Below are 18,038 nucleotides of genomic sequence, written 5' to 3'. Positions count from 1 at the left end.
TCAAACAAAAAAACCTCACGGATGGAGGTTTTTTGATGATTATTGGCGATCGTCGGACAGGTTAAAACATCCTGTCCCTGCATAATGCCCACAACACTAAGACTCAATTCTTAGCGGTAGTCACTGCGCGCCGCAGGCTCGCGATCGCTCGTTGTAGTTGTATAGCGGACATTTTCTTCGCGTTTGCGGGGAATCAAACCCAACAAACCAGACAAGCCTAGCAATCCCAACCATCCCCAATCAAAATCGCGATCGGTTTCAGCATTGTAGACATCGGAGCGAGGAGTTGTGGTGGTTGTTGTGCTGTTAGTACCGGAAGTTGTACCGCCAGTTGTATCTGTCTGAGCGGAAGCAGGGAGATGAGCAGGTGCTAGGGCTAAACCAGCAGCTATAATACCTGCACCGATTGCTTTGGATAAATCAGAACGTTTCATAATTCAGCTCCTCTTTGTTGGCTAAAATCTTTAACTATCAAAACTATATCGATCTGCAGACACGTTAAAACATCCTGTCCCTGCATAAGACCGACAGCAGTAAGACTCAATTCTTAGCGGTAGTCAGTGCGCGCAGCGGGTTCGCGATCGCTCGTTGTAGTGGTATAGCGGACATTTTCTTCGCGTTTTTTGGGTATTAAACCCAACAAGCCAGACAAGCCGAGCAATCCCAACCATCCCCAATCAAAATCGCGATCGGTTTCAGCATTGTAGACATCGGAACCAGGAGTTGTGGTGGTGGTTGTAGTGCCGGTTGTACCGCCAGTTGTACCGCCAGTTGTATCTGTCTGAGCTGAAGCAGGGAGATGAGCTGGTGCTAAGGCTAAACCAGCAGCTATAATACCTGCACCGATTGCTTTGGATAAATCAGAACGTTTCATAATTCAAATGCTCTCTGTTGGCTAAAATCTTTAACTATCAAAACTATATCGGCTGGCTTTTAAAGTTAAATCCACCTCTAGCAGTAAAGATGGTTATGTTCCACGTATAACTACAGATTGATATCAAATTTTTAGCAGGCGCACAAAATTAAAGATTGCTCGCGGAGGCACTCCGACACTAGAAATAGCGGGTCTGGCACCTCACCCAGTTGTGAGGCAGTGCGGCAGTCCCGACAATAGACAAGGTGTGGTTGACAAAAAACGGTAAACTCAGATATTGCACATACAAGTGTTGGAACTCGATCGACGGAGATAAAAACTTTTGGGTATAGAGCTACGCAGCTACGTATTTCTAGACAACTTGCAGCCGCAGCACGCAGCATACATCGGCACCATCGCCGCCGGATTCTTGCCGCTGCCGGGGGATGCGTCGCTGTGGATAGAAATCTCCCCCGGTATCGAAATTAACCGAATTACCGATGTCGCCCTCAAATCTGCCTCCGTGCGCCCAGGAGTGCAGATAGTCGAACGCTTGTACGGCCTTCTAGAAGTACACTCGGGCCTGCAGGGGGAAACGCGGGCCGCAGGCAAAGCAATTCTAGAATTCATGGGAGTCCGCAGAGAAGAAGGTATCAAACCGCGAGTGATTTCCAGTCAAATTATTCGCAACATTGACCCCCACCAAACACAATTAATCAACCGCACCCGCCGCGGACAGTTGCTGCTGGCGGGACAAACGCTTTATGTCTTAGAAGTAGAACCGGCGGCCTATGCAGCGCTGGCGGCCAATGAAGCAGAAAAAGGCGCATCTATTAACATCTTAGAGGTTCAGGCTGTAGGAAGTTTCGGACGGCTTTACCTCGGCGGCGCAGAACGAGATATTATAGCAGGTTCCCAGGCAGCAATTGCGGCGGTGGAAAACGTGACGGGTCGAGAAAATCCAGCAATTGTTGGTCGCAAGGAATAGCCGTTAAAGGAGATGCAATTATGGCAAATACACAGCATTTAGCGCTGTTAAAAAAAGGTGCAGTTACTTGGATTGAATGGAGAAGTCTCAACCCAAATATAGAACCGGATCTCAGCGAAGCTAACCTCGCCGAAGCAAATCTCAGAGGTGCGTATCTTTGGCGGTCTAACCTTTTTAAGACCGATTTGTTTAAGGCTAAATTAATTGCGGCAAACCTCGCCGAATCCAACATCAGTTTAGCAAATCTTGCTGGAGCGCAACTGCTCGAAACTAATTTAATTAAAGCTAATTTAACTGGAACCAACCTCCAAGCGGCTGACTTCAGAGGATCTGATTTGAGCGGTGCTAATTTAATTGGGGCGGATATTAGCGGTGCAAATCTCCAACAAACCGATTTTGGAGAGGCGAATTTAATCGGTGCGGTGATGTTTCGAGTTAATGCAATGGGCGCGAACCTCAACTTTGCTAATCTCAGTCAAGCCAATCTGACTCAAGCCGAATTGATTGAAGCACATTGCTATGCAGCTAATTTCTCTAAAGCTAACCTCGGGGAAGCTCACTTCACTGGAGCATATCTTTTCCGGGCAAATCTCAGTTTTGCACAGTTGAGCGCGGCAGATTTCCGGTGGGCAAACCTCGGCAAAGCTGATTTGAGAGGGGCGAATTTGACCGGGGCCAATCTTAGGGGAGCGAACTTGGCGGGAGCGATTTTGGGGGAAGCTATTTTGAAAGGAACAATCATGCCTGACGGCAGCATTGTTCGATAAATATTGGATAATATTTAGTCCTGTAAAATAACCGCGATAGTTAAAAGAAAGCCAGTGGCGCGTTTACCGAAAGGATTGCCAAAACATGAATTTTTGGGGCGGGTTCAGACTTTCTCTCTAATACAAATCCGAGATGAGAGTAAACCCGCCTCGGCTCAAAACTCGCAACTGTCGATCGATTAATTTTTGCCAGGGGGCGATACTTGATAAAGTCCTCTAACGGGCCCTTGATCAGTCGGTGAACCTTCCTGCTGTGTTGGAAGTGTAAACTGATCTTGGAGTCCGGCGGGAGTGGGGAAACAGCCGCTCGGTTGAGGTGCTAGCTGGCAAGCTGGAGGCAGTGCCATGATTGAGGCATCGAAGGGATTGACGGCATCTGGGACGCGCAGAATCGGATCGCTGGAAACTTGCCGCTGCATTACTCGTCGGTAGAAGCCGTTGACGCGACTAGCATCCCGCTCAATTTCTTTTTCGGGAAAGGCAACGACGCCGCTGGGGGAACCGATGCCTAAATAGTCGCCCAAGTAACCTTGCAAGCTGACGTTGTGGTAAAAGTCTCCTGAAGCTTGAAAAAATTGTCGGTTGAAGTCGTCGGCAATTGGATGAAATCGCTCTGTTTGTGCTTGAGCTGGTTTGACGGATGCCATTGCAGCAGAGGCGACAGCGAGAATCAACGCGCCGCTCAGGCTTTTTAACTTTTGACTCATATATTTGGGCCTCCTTAATTAATTCCGATTCCACTTTGACACTCCCTGACCTAAAGGACAGGGATTCTTAATTCAGCGACTGACCTTAAAATGTTGCGTCCTTTCGGCAATACTCAAACTTTTCAACCGTGCAATTGCACCAATTGACCAGCTTAACTCACAACCACCCCAGAGGGTCTATCTCCAAAAGCGTACTAGGGTACGAACCTAGAGTTCGGGTGTGCCCCACCCTACTTGATTGAAACAAATTATTGATTTTCTGGTGGGTGAGAATGCGTTGATTCCCCAGCTCTGTTTTACAAGGTTTTCGCTACCCTTCTTTTTGCTTTTAAAAAGCTTTCAGGTTCGAGGGTGCCGACTAAAAGCCGCTTCACAACCGCCCACCTTGGGAATTACAACCATGTGTATTCTATCAAAAAGCCGTCAAGCGATTTTAGATTTTAGATTTTAGATTTTAGAATTGAAGCATTGACCCCACGGATAAATTCGGGGGCAAGTTTCATCGGAGACAGGTTTTTTATTTCACCGGTCCTGAGTTGGCGCGTTGGAATGAATCCGGGGGCTTTTATCCTGGATGCCTTCGGTCAAGCGAAAGACGGGATTTTCAACCCAATTTTTTGATAAACTGATTATCGGCGGATTATTTGTGTTTTTTATAGGGTGTGAGTTATGGATGCTGCGGATTTAAAGGTGTTGCGCGATCGACTTCTAGATTTGTTGTGCGAGTTTGCCTATCGCGAAGGCGATTTTGTGCTGTCTTCGGGGCAGAAAAGTTCTTATTACATTAACTGCAAACCGGTGACGCTGCACGCTGAAGGTGCTTTGGCAACGGGACGTTTGCTGTTGTCGATGTTGTCGTCGGAGGTGCAAGCTGTGGGCGGTTTGACTTTGGGTGCTGACCCGATTGTAACTGCTGTGAGTGTGGTTTCGGCTCTGGAAGGTCGATCGATTCCGGCGCTAATTGTCAGAAAGGAGACGAAGGGACACGGGACAATGGCGTACATTGAGGGGCCGCTGTTGCCAGAGGGGACGAATGTGGCGGTTTTGGAGGATGTGGTGACGACGGGTAAGTCGGCGATGCAGGCGGTGGAACGGTTGCGCGGTGCGGGTTATAAAGTCGATCGCGTGTTGTCGCTGATTGACAGGGAGCAAGGTGGTGCCCAGTTTTATCAATCTGTTGGATTGGACTTTGAAACAGTTTTTACGATTAACGATCTTAAGGAATGGATTAGTAGCAAGAAATAGCAGTTTGTGCGATTCCCTTCGTTACCAGGTAGAACTTGGTAACGCAGATATTTTCGCTCTGCCTCATGTTAACAATAGTGCAAGATATCAATCTTAACCAGCGAGAATAAGGCTATGAAAACCATCCGTTTTATTGACTTATTCTCAGGAATAGGCGGCATGAGATTAGCCTTTGAATCCGCCGCTCGTTCCTTGAATCTGGAAACAGAATGCGTATTAAGCAGCGAAATCAATTCCGACGCTCAATTAGTTTACCAGAAAAACTTTGCCGACACACCTTTAGGCGACATCCGATTAATTGACAAACTGCCTGAACATGAAATTTTACTAGCGGGATTTCCTTGTCAGTCTTTCTCCTATGCTGGCAAAAAAGAGGGCTTTGGAGATACCAGAGGCACCCTATTTTTTGAGATTGCAAGGTTAATTGATACCTTTAAACCTCAAGCATTTATTTTCGAGAACGTGCGGGGGCTTGTCAGCCACGACGGCGGCAGAACCCTCGAAACTATTAAGGGCGAAATCAAAAGCCGAGGTTACAGCTTCGATTATTTCTTGCTTAACAGCTCTAACTTTAGCTTACCTCAGAACCGTGTCCGAGTTTACCTAGTAGGAATTTTAAATGCTTCGCCCCAATTTGGCTTAATTTCTGACTTAGGCCCAAAAGATTCGCATTCCTCTAGTCATCAACAGCTATCGTTATTTTCCCCGTTAAGTCAACCTGTTACAGTTGCAGATATTTTGGAAGACAATCCAGATCCAAAATATGATTGTTCGCCAGAATTTGTTAATGCCTTGAAACAAATAGTTAACAATGATTTCAGTCGCTTGCACGGTAGGCGGCTAATTGACTATCGCGGTGGCAATTCGATTCATTCTTGGGAACTGGGTTTGCGAGGCGAGTGCAGTTTAGACGAAATTGAATTAATGAATCTTTTTATATTGAAAAGGCGCAATAAAGAATTTGGAGCTGACCAAGATGGCAAGCTATTAACTAAAGAGCAAATAGCTACTTTTTTTTCTCATCCCAATCTCGATGAAATGCTGGATTCCTTGGTAACAAAAAAGTACCTGCAACGGAACAACAATCAATACAAACCTGTATCCGGTAACTTTTCCTTTGAAGTCTATAAATTTCTCGATCTGCATAAAATTTCTGTAACAATTGTTGCCAGTGATGCTAATAGATTAGGAGTTTACTCTCATAACCGAGTCCGCAGGATTACTCCCCGCGAGGCGGCGCGGTTACAAGGTTTTTCCGATAGTTTTATTTTGCATCCTAATGATGATAAAGCTTATCATCAACTGGGTAATAGTGTAAGTATTAATGTAGTTAAAGCTGTTGCTCTAGAAGTTATTCAGAATGTTTTGTACTCTACCCAAGAAAAAGTTAGCTCCTGGTGAATTGGGAAGGGTGAGCCGAGTATTTTCGCTCACCCTAGGAACTAGCTTGGCGCTACAGGTTCCTTAGCCAAAAACTTCTCTAATTCCGTGAAAGCATCGGCATCAACCTTAGATCGGTGTTTTATTGGGCAATACTTCGGACAGTTTTGGAACAGGGACGCTCCCCGAACAGAGACAAAAAATCCCTGGAATTTTAACCGAAACTCCCAAAAAAAGGCACTTTTTAGATTAAGCTCAAAAAATAGACGAACTTAAAAAAATGCCTGATGAATATTCTAGAATCAATTTTACAACAAATGTCAGGGATTAGTCAATCCCAAAAAAAGTTTATGGTGACCTTGTTTTCCACCATATTGCTTGTTTATGGCAAGGTAAACTTTACCAATCTGAGCCGTTACAGTTCGTTGAGTGAAAAAACTTATCGTCGGCATTTTTTGAAAAACTTTGATTTCGCAGAATTTAATCAATACTTTATCAATAAAGCCTTGGATTCTGAGCAAACTATTATTGCTGTAATCGATTGTTCATTTATTGACTCATAGTGGCAAAAAAACTGAAGGGAAAGCTAGCTTTTATAATGGTGTAGCTGGCAGACCAGAAGAGGGATTAGAAATTTCTGTAATTTCTGTGGTCGAAGTCGAAACTCATTTGTCTTATAGTGTGAGTGTACAACAAACACCCTGGCGTCCTCCCACAGAACTACCCAAAAATCCCCTCACTGCTCAAAGGAAAAGAAAATCAAAAAAACCAACTAAAAAAAAAGCACGACTATGCTCAACGCCTGAGATAACAAGAGTTGACGACTATGCTCAACATTTAAAAAAAACCCGTTCTTTATTGCCAGAATCTGTACGCTATTTGGTAGCTGATGGTTATTATTGCCGCGCTAAGTTCTGGGATGCTGTACGAAATTCAAATTTAAATTTGATTAGTAAATTACGCTCAGATGCCAACTTAAAGTACCTCTATACAGGTGAAAAAAATAAAATAGGTGCACCTCGTAAATACGATGGAAAAGTAGAATGTAATAAGTTAAAAAACTTAACCTTCATCAAAGAAGTTAAACCGGGAGTTAAGCTTTACTCATTAGTAGTATGGAGTGTTTCTTTAAAATGCAAAATACGTTTAGCTTGTCTTTCAGAACTCCAACCCAATGGTAAAATCAAAAATATTTTATTATTCAGCACTGATATCGAGCTGACAGGTGAGCAAATACTTGAGTATTATCAGGCTCGTTTTCAGATTGAGTTTATTTTTCGTGATGCCAAACAATTTACGGGCTTATCCAATTGTCAATCTCGTAGTGGTCAATGCCTTGATTTTCATTTTAACGCCAGTCTAATTGCTTTAAATTTAGCCAAATATGAAGCTTATAATCGTCATTCATCTCCCAAGCCATTCGTGTTTTCCATGACCTCTTATAAACGCCGTGAATTCAATAGGCATATACTTTACACCTTTATTGATAAGTTAGATTTAGACCGGAATTTAATTTTAAATCACCCTAACCTTCCGTCAGTCCTATCCTATGGTACTCTCGCTGCTTAAAAACTGTCCGAAGTATTGATTGGGTGGGATTAGAAACTATGTCTGCTCTAATTTTATCAAAATCAGCTCAGGTACTTGGAGGACAAGGGAAAATAAAGTTTTCGGTGCTAAACAAGCGCAAGCTTTCAGGTTGAGAGTCTCTACCAATAGGCCTATTTTAGCACAGCGAAATTATAACCTGAGCGAGATATTAACTAGAGAAGACTGTTTTAATATGTTAGATGACGCGCAAGGAGAAGCAGTAATGATTTTACCTGCATCTGTTAAAGAGAAATGGAAACGACTGGCAACAGCCTTTATTTGTCCTCTGACACTAATTGGTGTTGGGATTCAGCAACAACCGCTTCAAGCACAACAAAATCCATCTAAGACTAATGTTGCTGCTTTGCCAGATGGTATTTACCTGTACGGAGATTCGCCACAGCCCAACCAAGTTCTTCAAAACTATATCGTGTTTCAACGTCAGAACGATCGCGTCGTTGGTGCAATCTACGCGCCGCGATCGGACTTTGCGTGCTTCACTGGTAAAATTGAGGGAAATACACTGTACGGGAAAACCATGTCAGGCGGACAAATTCAAACAGTTGAAGTCAATACTCAGCTAACAAATCTGCATTCTATTCGCACAATTAGCGCAAACGATCGCCGCATTCTTTCAACGTGTCAACAGACAGCGCGAGCTAACATATCCAGGTAAATCTTTTACCTAGCTCAAATGGTGCATGAGGCTGGCGGTGCGTTACACGGCGTTAACGCACCCTACGAATTGAAAATTTCTCGTTACCAGGCTCTACCTGGTAATGAATATCTAGAGGCTCTGCCTCCATATTTCTCGTTACCAGGCTCTGCCTGGTAATGAATATCTAGAGGCTCTGCCTCCATTAAAAAATAGCACAAAATATGAGTTTTCACCACCGGCTTAATAGCCATGAAAAAAATCCGTTTTATTGACTTATTCTCAGGAAGAGGCGGCATGAGATTAGCGTTTGAAGCCGCCGCTAGTTCCTTGAATCGGGAAACGGAATGCCTCTTAAGCAGCGAAATCAATCCCGACGCTCAGTTAGTTTACCAGTACAGGGTAGGCCGCTAATTGACTATCGCGGTAGCAATTCTCTTCATTCTTGCAAACTGGGTTTGCGAGGCTAGTGCAGTTTAGACGAAATTGAGTTGATGAAGAGTTTTATATCGACAAGGCGAAATAAAGAATTTGGGCATGACTAAGATGGCAAACTATTAACTAAAGAGCAAATAGCTACTTTTTTTGCTCTTCCCAATCTCGATAAAATTCTGGATTCCTGGGTAACAAAAAAGTACCTGCAAGGGAACATCGCAATTCTCCTTTTCGGAAACTGCTTTTAATCTAACCTTAAGTAAGGTGCGCCATCAGCACCCTACTTTTGAGCGGGCAGGATGGCCGCCCCACAAGAAACGAAACAGCTTTAGGATTAAGTAAGGTGAGCAATGCCCACCCTACGAATTAATCCAATTAGCTTTGGGCTACAGGTTCCTTAGCCAAAAACTTCTCTAATTCCGTCAAAGCATCGGCATCAACCTTAGTCTGCATCGGACAGAACTTAGGCCCGCACATTGAACAGAATTCAGCAGTTTTGTAGATATCCGCCGGCAAAGTTTCGTCGTGATATTCCTTTGCCCGTTCTGGATCTAATGACAGCTCAAATTGACGGTTCCAATCGAAATTGTAACGCGCTTTCGAGAGTTCATCATCGCGATCGCGCGCACCCGGACGGCCCCGCGCAATATCTGCAGCGTGAGCCGCGATTTTGTAAGCAATCAGCCCGTTTCGGACATCCTCAGCATTCGGCAATCCTAAGTGTTCCTTCGGCGTCACGTAACACAGCATTGCAGTACCGTACCAACCTGCCATCGCCGCCCCAATTGCTGAGGTAATGTGGTCGTATCCAGGCGCAATATCTGTCACCAACGGCCCCAAAACATAGAAGGGTGCTTCCGAACACTCCTCCATTTGTTTTTTGACATTAAACTCAATTTGATCCATCGGCACGTGGCCGGGGCCTTCCACCATTACCTGCACATCATGTTCCCAAGCTTTGCGAGTTAATTGTCCCAAAGTTTTGAGTTCAGCTAATTGAGCATCATCCGACGCATCGTGAGTGCAACCGGGGCGCAAAGAATCTCCCAAACTAAACGAAACATCGTATTTTTTGAAGATTTCAATGATGTCGTTAAAGTGAGTGTAGAGGGGATTTTGTTTGTGGTGATGCAGCATCCACCGCGCCAAAATGCCGCCGCCGCGAGAGACAATCCCAGTCAACCGATTTTTTACCAACGGCAAATGCTCGATCAAAATTCCGGCGTGAATTGTTTGGTAATCAACGCCTTGTTGAGCGTGTTTGTCAATGATGTGAAGAAAGTCATTGGGCGTCAGACTTTCCATATTACCATGAACGCTTTCTAAAGCTTGGTAAATTGGTACAGTACCGATCGGCACCGGTGAAGCTTTGATAATCGTAGTGCGAATTTCATCCAAATTGCCGCCGCCGGTGGACAAGTCCATCACGGTATCAGCGCCGTATTTCACTGCTAATTTAAGCTTGTCAACTTCTTCTTCCATATTGGAAGAGTTGGGAGATGCACCGATATTAGCATTGACTTTGCATTTAGACGCAATGCCGATCGCCATCGGTTCCAAATTCGGGTGATTGATATTAGCGGGAATAATCATCCGTCCCCGCGCTACTTCCGCGCGGATCAGTTCTGGCGGGAGATTCTCTCGCCTAGCAACAAAGTGCATTTCCTCAGTAATTACACCTTGACGGGCGTAGTGCATTTGAGATACATTGCTTTGGCCCTGACGCTTAGCGATCCATTCGGTACGCATATTTAATTTCCTTGATAAACAGCTTCCCTCCGCTGGTATTACCCAGACTCAGGTTCTAAGGGTGTTTTCTCAGCCCGGATATTCGGGCACCCCTAGCTAAGCTGTTGATTGTATCACCGATTTCTGTGCGCCACGGCGGCAACTAAGGAAATCTTAATATTGAGAGATAGATCGGGGGAGCGAGATCCCTTTTGGGGCTTCTGATATTCTGTTGTTTAAAAAGTGGGATTGTACCACATTTAACAATCTAAAAACAATCACACCTCAACTGCATAAAAATCCGGTCTGACAGTTTTTTTTATTCTTCTACTGCCCCTTTTTGCGGTTTTTCACGGCTACAGGAGGCGGGATTTTTAATTTTATTTTGACTTGAGATATTGCCTACTGATGTACTGTCCGATATGATACATTTACCTCACAGCAGCTTGTCAACCATTGAGGTAATTCCTTGTAGCTACTGAATCCTGCGGGTTCTGGCAATTCCTTCTCTAATTTCTCTACAGTTTTACGATTGATTATTCTTGGTCTTCCCGAACCGGGTTTTTGGGATAATAATTAAGCTGTTCGACATTTAAAGGACGATTGTAGGGTGCGTCAGTACATAAGCGTTTCCCTTTTAACTGTAAGTGTTCGCTTCTGACGCACCTTACCTGGTTCGTTAGTCGTTTAAATGCGTAACAGCTTATTCCATTCTCCCTTGACGATAGCTAAACAATCATCTTTCATTGCAGGCTAGGTACGATGTTTCCCGACGCGCACAGAAGAAGACGATACAGTTTGTACAGTTTGGGTTTTGGGCAAATACAGAGGGAGCATCTCATATTTGTAAAAACACTTATTATGGCTCCTTCCTTCTTCTTCCTCCTTCTTCTTTCCTCCTGACTCCTGACTCCTGGCTCCTGGCTCCAATTTCTAGCGGAGGGCTGCTTTCATTGAGATGCTCCCAATACAGAGATTGCTGTTGTTCTTGTCGGTGAGCATCTTTAACTCTGAGCGAGAAGAGCTTTCAGTTCTGCTTCTGTTTCCCCCATTTGAATCTTGACAACTCCTGACATTTTCGCTCTTTATATTTGGGTAGTAACTCACACAAAAGACATCTACTAACTGTAGCACTCTTTTAGAAAATTGGTATAATTCCTGAAACTCATTTGAAGCTTCGTGAATTTATTTTTTTATTTTTATTAAAATTGTTAAATTTTCTTTACTGATTGATACAAAAATATAATTAAATGATATCCGTTTGAGCACAATCCGATGGAGCCAAGGAGAGTAAAAGCCAATAAATAAATTAATAAATTACACTTTATTAACTTTTAATATGTTTTAAGATTTTTAGGGCATCCTAGATAGAGCAGCATAGTTCGCTAAAAGCAAGCATAGCCTTTCTAAGATAGTAAACTTTTGGCTGTATAAAAAGCCTTTCTGACTCGCTGCCCTTGGCTCCTCTACGCTTTGTAGAAAAGTCCTGGCAAAAACTGGGCTAACTTTTGTTGAGTAAATTGCTATGTTACAATCAGCTCTAACAATAATTAAGTTTTAAAACCGGCCTCAACCTCACGCTCAATTCCCTTGCGATCGCTAGAATAACAATGACTATCAACTTAGCTGGCTATCAATTCGTTGAAACCCTCCACAGCGGGATAAGAACTTCAGTCGATCGCGCTCGCAAGGATTCGGACTTTTCCAGCGCGATCGTCAAAACGCTAAAGGCTGAGTATCCCACTCTTTCTGACATCACCCGCTTGCGGCACGAATATCAAATCCTGCACAGCTTGAACGTAGAGCAGATTATCAAAGCCATTAGTTTAGAAAGCTATAAAAACGGTTTAGCACTAATATTAGAAGATTCAGGCTCCGAGTCTCTAAACGATTGGATGAAGCGTAAAAAACTCACAATCATTCAATTTCTTTCTTTGGGTCTCCAGCTTGTCTCTGCCTTAGCCGAAATCCATAAACATAACATTATTCATAAAGATGTAAAGCCACAAAATATTATCATCAACCCAGCCACGGAAAAAGTTCAAATTATTGATTTCAGCATCGCTTCGCGCCTGGAGCGAGAAAATTCGACCCTCAGCCATCCAGATTTGCTCGAAGGCACACTCGCCTATATGTCGCCAGAACAAACTGGTCGGATGAACCGGTCAATTGACTACCGCACTGATTTTTATTCACTAGGCGTTACCTTCTATGAAATGCTCACAGGCGAGTTGCCCTTTAATTCCACAGACCCGCTGGAATTGGTACACAGCCATATTGCCAAAACTCCCATTCCCCCTCACCAGCTAAATCCTGAAATCCCACCCCAAATTTCAGCGATTGCGATGAAGTTATTAGCTAAAAATGCTGAAGACCGCTACCAAAGCACTGAGGGACTAAAATTTGACTTAGAAACTTGCTTGGTAAAATTACAGGCTAGCGGATATATTTCCAACTTTGTTGTTGGAAGTGCGGATAAAGCAGGGCAATTAAATATACCGCAAAAGCTCTACGGTCGCGAGCAAGAAATTGAAAATATTCTAGAAACTTTCGATCGCGTTGCCAGTGGTTCCACCGAATTAATGCTGGTTTCCGGTTATTCCGGGATAGGCAAAACAGTTTTGGTCAATGAAGTTCACAAACCCATTGTGCGGCAACGAGGTTATTTTATTGCAGGTAAATTTGACCAGTTCAAGCGCAATATTCCTTATACTTCTCTGATTCAAGCATTCCAATCCTTAACTCAGCAACTGCTAACCGAAGGCGAAGTAGAAATCCAAACTTGGAAAGAAAAACTGTTATCCGCTTTAGGTGATAACGGACAAGTCATCATTGATGTTATCCCTCAAATCGAATTAATTATTGGCAAACAGCCACCCGTACCTGAGCTAGGGGCAACTGAAGCTCAAAACCGTTTCAGTCGCGTCTTTAAACAATTCATTGGCGTATTTACGACTATTGACCATCCGTTAGTTATCTTCCTCGATGACTTGCAGTGGGCGGATTCGGCATCGTTGAAATTAATTGAATTGCTAATAACTGATTCTGATAGCGAGTATTTATTGGTGATTGGGGCATATCGAGATAACGAAGTTTATCCAACTCATCCGACGATGCAAACGATTGACAAGATTCGCCAAACTGGTGCGACGGTGAATAATATTGTCCTTCAACCATTACACCTGGTTCATGTCGAAGAATTAATTGCGGATACTTTAAATGAATCTGGCGGTTCGGAACCCCTGTCTGTAAAGACGCGAAATTTCGCCTCTCTACTTTTTAATAAAACGCAGGGAAATCCTTTCTTCTTAAGTCAACTCCTCAAAACTCTCTATCAAGAAGATTTGTTGACTTATAACTTCACCCCCCTAACCCCCCCTTACCAAGGGGGGACAAAGGGGGGTTGGCAATGGAATATCGAGCAAATTCAAGCGATCGGCATCACCGATTACAATGTTGTAGAACTGATTGCTAGAAACATACGCAAATTACCAGAGTATACACAAAAAGTATTAAAATTTGCTGCTTGTATTGGCAACACTTTTAACTTAGAAGTTTTGGCGATTGTCAATCAGGAATTATCCTTAGTCACGGCGGCGCAATTGTGGGAAGCACTTCAAGCTGGCTTGATTTTACCTTTGAGCAATGAATACAAAATTCCCCTCGTATTTAGTCAGGAAGAATCGGGCGGTTTTACCTTAACTGATGTGAAGGTTGACTACAAGTTTTTACATGACCGAGTGCAGCAAGCAGCCTATTCTTTGATTCCAGATGAGCAGAAAAAAGAAACTCACTTAAAAATCGGTCAACTGCTGCTGCAAAGTACAACACCAGAAGACCGAAAAGAAAATATTTTCGCTTTAGTTAACCAACTCAATTATGGTACTGACTTACTTACCACTGAATCCCAAAAATATGAACTAGCCCAATTGAATCTGATTGCAGGTCAGAAAGCCAAAGCTGCTACAGCCCACGATTCCGCCGTCAAATATTTGCAAGTGGGTTTATCTCTGTTAGCGGTAGATAGCTGGGAGAATCGGTATGAACTGACATTAAGGCTGCATGAGGAAGCAGCAGAATCAGCATATTTGAGTGGTGATTTTGACGGAATGCAGAGATTCGTTGAGATAGTACAAAACTGCGCCAAAACGCTGCTGGACAAAGTGAAAGTGTACGAAGTCCAGATGCAGGCTTACATAGGGCAGAACAGGCTGCTAGAAGCGGTTAATACAGCGCTACAAGTTTTAAAGCTATTAGGGGTCGAGTTTCCCTCTGAGCCGAAACCGTCCGATATTGGGCAGGCACTAGGCGAAACTGCGGCAATGTTGAGTGGAACGCGAATTGAGGATTTAATTGACCTGCCTCGAATGAGCGATCGCTATAAACTAGCAGCCATCAAACTTTTATCAAGTATCTTTGCTCCTGCATATATTGCTGCTCCTACACTGTTGCCGTTGACTGTGTGCAAACAAGTAGATTTATCCGTCCAATATGGTAATGCTTCTGTTTCTCCCATTGCTTATGCCAATTATGGTCTTCTGCTTTGCGGGGTTGTGGGAGATATTGATTCGGGTTATCAGTTTGGTCAATTAGCTTTAAGTCTGCTGTCAAAGTTAAATGCTCAAGAAATCAAAGCCAAAACAGTCGTCATAGTAAATATATTTATCCGACCTTGGAAAGAGCATCTGAGACAAACATTAGAGCCTTTGCTATCAGCTTACTCTAGCGGATTGGAAATGGGAGATTTAGAATTTGGTGCTTTTGGTCTATTGGTGTACTCTTATTTCTCTTACTATACCGGCCAAGAACTGACTTCCCTTGAAAGAGAAATGGCCATCAACAGAAATGCTATTCATAAAATTAAGCAGAAAACAGCGCTTTATTATCACGAAATTTATTGGCAGGCTACCTTAAATCTGCTAGAAAAAAGTGAAAACACCTGCCGTCTCCAGGGTGAAGCCTGCGATGAGGAGATAAGATTGCCCCTGCACCAGCAAGCAAACGACAAAGCGGCAGTTGCCTACATATATTTAAATAAAATTATACTTTGTTATTTATTTGAAAATTACTCAGAAGCGATTGAAAATACAGAGAGAGAAGAGAACTATTTGGACGCAGTAGTCGCAACACCTCATCTTCCTCTATTCCATTTTTACGATTCTTTAGTACGGTTAGCGGTGTATGCCCCTAGCTCCGCGCCTGGGCAACATAAAATTTGCGATCGCGTACAAAGTAATCAAGAAAAAATGCAAAACTGGGCGGATTATGCCCCAATGAATCATCTGCATAAATTCTATTTGGTCGAGGCAGAAAAGCATCGGGTTTTAGGCGAAAAAGTAGAAGCAATGGAGATGTACGACAAAGCGATCGCTCTGGCTAAAGAAAACGAGTACATCAACGAAGAAGCACTAGCTCACGAACTCGCTGCTAAATTCTATTTTTCCTGGGGTAAAGAAAAGATTGCCAGAACTTACATGACCGATGCTTATTATGCCTATATGCGCTGGGGAGCTTTAGCTAAAGTTAAACATCTCGAAGAAAAATACCCGCAATTAATAGCGCGATCGCCTGCAGTCACCGAAACCGCTTTCAACCCTACGATGACAATTCCTCCTTTGACCATTACAGGCGGTCAAACAGAGTTGCTAGACTTGGCAACTGTAATGAAAGCATCTAGTGCCATTTCTAGCGAAATTGTTCTACCTAACTTGCTCACCAAGTTAATGAAAATTTTGATAGAAAACGCAGGCGCTGAAACTGGATCGCTTATTCTCTCAAAAGAGGGTCAACTTGTTATAGAAGCGGCGGGGACTAACGATCAAGTCCGAGTGCTAGAATCTTTACCAGTATCAACTTCTGGGCAAGTGCCTATCTCGGTACTTAATTACGTCACCAGAACTCAGAAAGATGTCGTTTTAAATGATTCGGGCCGCGAGGAAATCTTTAACGCCGACCCCTACATTGCCCAACACAAACCAAAATCTATTTTGTGTGCGCCTATCCTATCTCAAGGTAAGTTAAGTGCCATCCTGTACCTAGAAAACAACGTGATTGCTGGCGCTTTCACGCCGAAGCGGGTAGAAGTGTTGCGGATGCTATCGGGACAAGCTGCGATCGCCTTAGAAAATGCCAACCTCTATCACACTTTAGAAGTCAAAGTAGAAGAGCGAACCGAGGAATTAAAAGCCAAAAATACGCGCCTAGAAGTAGAAATTCAAGAGAGACAGCGAGCCGAACAAGCGGCCGAAGCCGCAAACCGCGCCAAAAGCCAATTTCTCGCCAACATGAGCCACGAACTTCGCACACCGCTCAATGGCATTTTAGGTTATACCCAAATCCTCAAACGAGACACAGGTTTAACCAGTCAACAAAATTCTGGTATTAACATCATTCATCAGTGTGGCGAACATCTCCTAACTCTGATCAATGACGTTCTAGACCTCTCCAAAATCGAAGCCGGAAAAATGGAACTCTACCTCACCGAGTTTCACCTGTCAGACTTTCTCCAAGGCATTACTGAAATCTGCCAGATTCGCGCCCAACAGAAGGGAATCTCTTTGATTTACGAACCGCTAACTCGACTTCCCACTTGCGTCCAAGCCGATGAAAAAAGATTGCGGCAAATTCTCATCAACTTACTCGGTAATGCCATAAAGTTCACCGAAAAAGGAGGCGTTAGTTTTAAAGTAGACAGAGTGAAGACTCAGCAATCTTTGTCATCACCAATCCCCAATCCCCAATCCCCAACAGCGAAATTTATTTTCCAAGTAGAAGATACAGGCATTGGCATCGGGCCGGACGAACTCTCAAAAATATTTTTGCCCTTCGAGCAAGCCAGCGGTTCAGATCGCCAGATAGAGGGAACAGGATTAGGGCTGCCAATTAGTCGCCAATTAGTGGAGATGATGGGCGGCGAACTGAAAGTACAAAGCTCTTTAGGCAAAGGCAGTATTTTCTGGTTTGAGTTAGAGTTGCCTATTACCGAAAGCTGGGGAGGGTATCAAAAAGAACCTGAAAAAATTATCAGGGGTTACTCAGGCGATCGGCGGAAAATTTTAGTCGTGGACGATCGCTGGCAAAATCGCTCTGTCCTAGTTAATCTTTTAGCTCCCATTGGGTTTGAATTAATGGAGGCAACGGACGGTCAAGACTGCGTGAATAAAGCGCTGTTATTTCAACCGCACTGTATTATAATTGACTTAGTAATGCCAGTCATGGACGGCTTTGAAGCGGTGAGGCGGATCAGAAAAATCTCTGCCTTGAAGGATGTAATCGCGATCGGAACTTCTGCTAGCATTTTATCTGGCGATCCCCAAAGCATTTTCCAGGCTGGTTGCAACGCTTTTCTCCTCAAACCTATTCGGGCAGAAAAGTTATTAGAATGCTTGGGAAACCATTTAGGTTTAGAATGGATTTATGAGGAGCGAACAACTTTCAGTTCAGAAGGTATCTTCACCGATCCCCCTTCCCAAATCCAAGACCAACCACTGATTGCTCCCCCTTCGGAAGAAGTTGCAGTCCTGTTCGATTTAGCCATGAAAGGTGAACTCCTCAGTATTGAGCAGCGAGCCAGCAAGCTGAAGGCAATAGATATCCGTTATGCACCTTTTGCCAATCAGTTGCTTGAATTAAGCAAAAACTTTGAAGAAGACAAATTAGTAGAATTTGTTCAACAGTTTAGATGAGGAAT

General features: G+C 43.6%; 13 protein-coding genes and 1 riboswitch. Of the genes, 9 read left to right on the top strand and 4 right to left on the bottom strand.

The annotated features are described in order from the left end of the window. Nucleotides 1–110: 110 nt before the first annotated feature. The gene (locus QUA00_RS15495; protein ID WP_333288789.1) at nt 111–434 is read right to left on the bottom strand and encodes a WGxxGxxG family protein; all 324 of its coding nucleotides are present in this window, start codon (nt 432–434) and stop codon (nt 111–113) included. Between the two features lie 113 nt (nt 435–547). Then, complete coding sequence (locus tag QUA00_RS15490) at nt 548–874, bottom strand: WGxxGxxG family protein (protein ID WP_333410152.1); 327 nt, start codon at nt 872–874, stop codon at nt 548–550. Between the two features lie 322 nt (nt 875–1,196). Between QUA00_RS15490 and QUA00_RS15485 the strand changes: the two genes are divergently transcribed. Both QUA00_RS15485 and QUA00_RS15480 read left to right on the top strand, forming a co-directional pair. After that, entirely contained in the window at nt 1,197–1,841 is a 645-nt protein-coding gene (locus tag QUA00_RS15485; RefSeq protein WP_333160944.1) for a hypothetical protein, read from the top strand. 20 nt (nt 1,842–1,861) lie between these two features. Continuing rightward, nucleotides 1,862–2,608, top strand: coding sequence for a pentapeptide repeat-containing protein (locus QUA00_RS15480; protein WP_333410151.1), 747 nt, complete (start codon nt 1,862–1,864; stop codon nt 2,606–2,608). A 179-nt stretch (nt 2,609–2,787) separates the two neighbouring features. Here the strand turns inward: QUA00_RS15480 and QUA00_RS15475 are convergent, their stop codons facing one another. Then, a complete protein-coding gene (locus tag QUA00_RS15475) occupies nt 2,788–3,315 on the bottom strand; it encodes a hypothetical protein (protein WP_333139079.1) in 528 nt (175 codons plus the stop codon). 669 nt (nt 3,316–3,984) lie between these two features. Here QUA00_RS15475 and pyrE point away from each other — a divergent pair. The 6 genes from pyrE to QUA00_RS15445 all read left to right on the top strand — a co-directional run bounded on the left by pyrE (nt 3,985) and on the right by QUA00_RS15445 (nt 8,599). Continuing rightward, nucleotides 3,985–4,560 carry an orotate phosphoribosyltransferase gene (gene pyrE / locus QUA00_RS15470; protein ID WP_333139077.1) on the top strand — a complete coding sequence of 192 codons (576 nt, stop codon included), beginning with the start codon at nt 3,985–3,987 and terminating at the stop codon, nt 4,558–4,560. Between the two features lie 114 nt (nt 4,561–4,674). Further along, a complete protein-coding gene (gene dcm, locus QUA00_RS15465; protein ID WP_333410150.1) occupies nt 4,675–5,961 on the top strand; it encodes a DNA (cytosine-5-)-methyltransferase in 1,287 nt (428 codons plus the stop codon). Nucleotides 5,962–6,227: 266 nt separating this feature from the next. After that, a complete protein-coding gene (locus tag QUA00_RS15460) occupies nt 6,228–6,503 on the top strand; it encodes a hypothetical protein (RefSeq protein ID WP_333106363.1) in 276 nt (91 codons plus the stop codon). Next, complete coding sequence (locus QUA00_RS15455; RefSeq protein ID WP_333301342.1) at nt 6,493–7,509, top strand: transposase; 1,017 nt, start codon at nt 6,493–6,495, stop codon at nt 7,507–7,509. The genes QUA00_RS15460 and QUA00_RS15455 overlap by 11 nt, the downstream gene beginning before the upstream one ends. Nucleotides 7,510–7,723: 214 nt before the next feature. After that, on the top strand, nt 7,724–8,206 hold the full coding sequence (locus QUA00_RS15450; RefSeq protein WP_333139073.1) for a hypothetical protein: 483 nt from the start codon (nt 7,724–7,726) through the stop codon (nt 8,204–8,206). 276 nt (nt 8,207–8,482) lie between these two features. Next, nucleotides 8,483–8,599 (top strand): hypothetical protein, encoded by a 117-nt coding sequence (locus tag QUA00_RS15445; RefSeq protein ID WP_333410149.1) that lies wholly within the window; start codon nt 8,483–8,485, stop codon nt 8,597–8,599. Nucleotides 8,600–8,995: 396 nt separating this feature from the next. On the opposite strand, the gene thiC is transcribed toward QUA00_RS15445, so the two are convergent. Next, nucleotides 8,996–10,369 (bottom strand): phosphomethylpyrimidine synthase ThiC, encoded by a 1,374-nt coding sequence (gene thiC, locus QUA00_RS15440; RefSeq protein ID WP_333410148.1) that lies wholly within the window; start codon nt 10,367–10,369, stop codon nt 8,996–8,998. Between the two features lie 7 nt (nt 10,370–10,376). Then, nucleotides 10,377–10,473: riboswitch (TPP riboswitch) on the bottom strand. A gap of 1,485 nt (nt 10,474–11,958) precedes the next feature. Here thiC and QUA00_RS15435 point away from each other — a divergent pair. Next, nucleotides 11,959–18,033, top strand: coding sequence for an AAA family ATPase (locus tag QUA00_RS15435; protein ID WP_333410147.1), 6,075 nt, complete (start codon nt 11,959–11,961; stop codon nt 18,031–18,033). Nucleotides 18,034–18,038: the final 5 nt, after the last annotated feature.

Origin of the sequence: Microcoleus sp. T2B6, assembly GCF_036700475.1 — a bacterium.
Taxonomy (GTDB): domain Bacteria; phylum Cyanobacteriota; class Cyanobacteriia; order Cyanobacteriales; family Microcoleaceae; genus Microcoleus.
The sequence above is the reverse complement of the archived record's forward strand: the minus strand, read 5'-3'. Positions and strand labels throughout refer to the sequence as shown.